The sequence below is a fragment of the Bacteroides caecigallinarum genome, from assembly GCF_021530995.1.
In the GTDB taxonomy this organism is placed as follows: Bacteria; Bacteroidota; Bacteroidia; order Bacteroidales; family Bacteroidaceae; genus Phocaeicola; species Phocaeicola faecigallinarum.
Genome location: NZ_JADYTF010000364.1, coordinates 1 through 255, shown reverse-complemented (window position 1 = coordinate 255; position 255 = coordinate 1). Strand labels below are relative to the sequence as shown.

1 protein-coding gene is annotated in these 255 nt (G+C 44.3%); it reads right to left on the bottom strand.

The genetic code is table 11. The features are described from left to right. Window positions 1–255: PcfK-like family protein (locus tag I6E24_RS17690; protein WP_235329873.1), on the bottom strand; the 255-nt coding region annotated here is incomplete at both ends.

The following is a 255-nucleotide window of genomic DNA, read 5'->3' as shown; positions in this document are numbered from 1 at the left end:
CCTTTCTTCTTGCTTCCTGCTTTTCCTCTTCTGTCAGTTCCACCACATGGTTTACAACTACTTGACATTGTATAGGCTTGCCTACTTCAATCTCGTTTTCATCGTAATAGTGAATGGCTTGTCCGTATATCTCTCCGTCTGAAAAGCCGTTGCAACCGCTTTTCTGCACATAGTTCAGAATGTATGTGACACAATCGTCTATGTTCTTGGCTGGGTTGCGGTAGCTTTTGGCGAATAGTTCATCTTCCGCTGCTC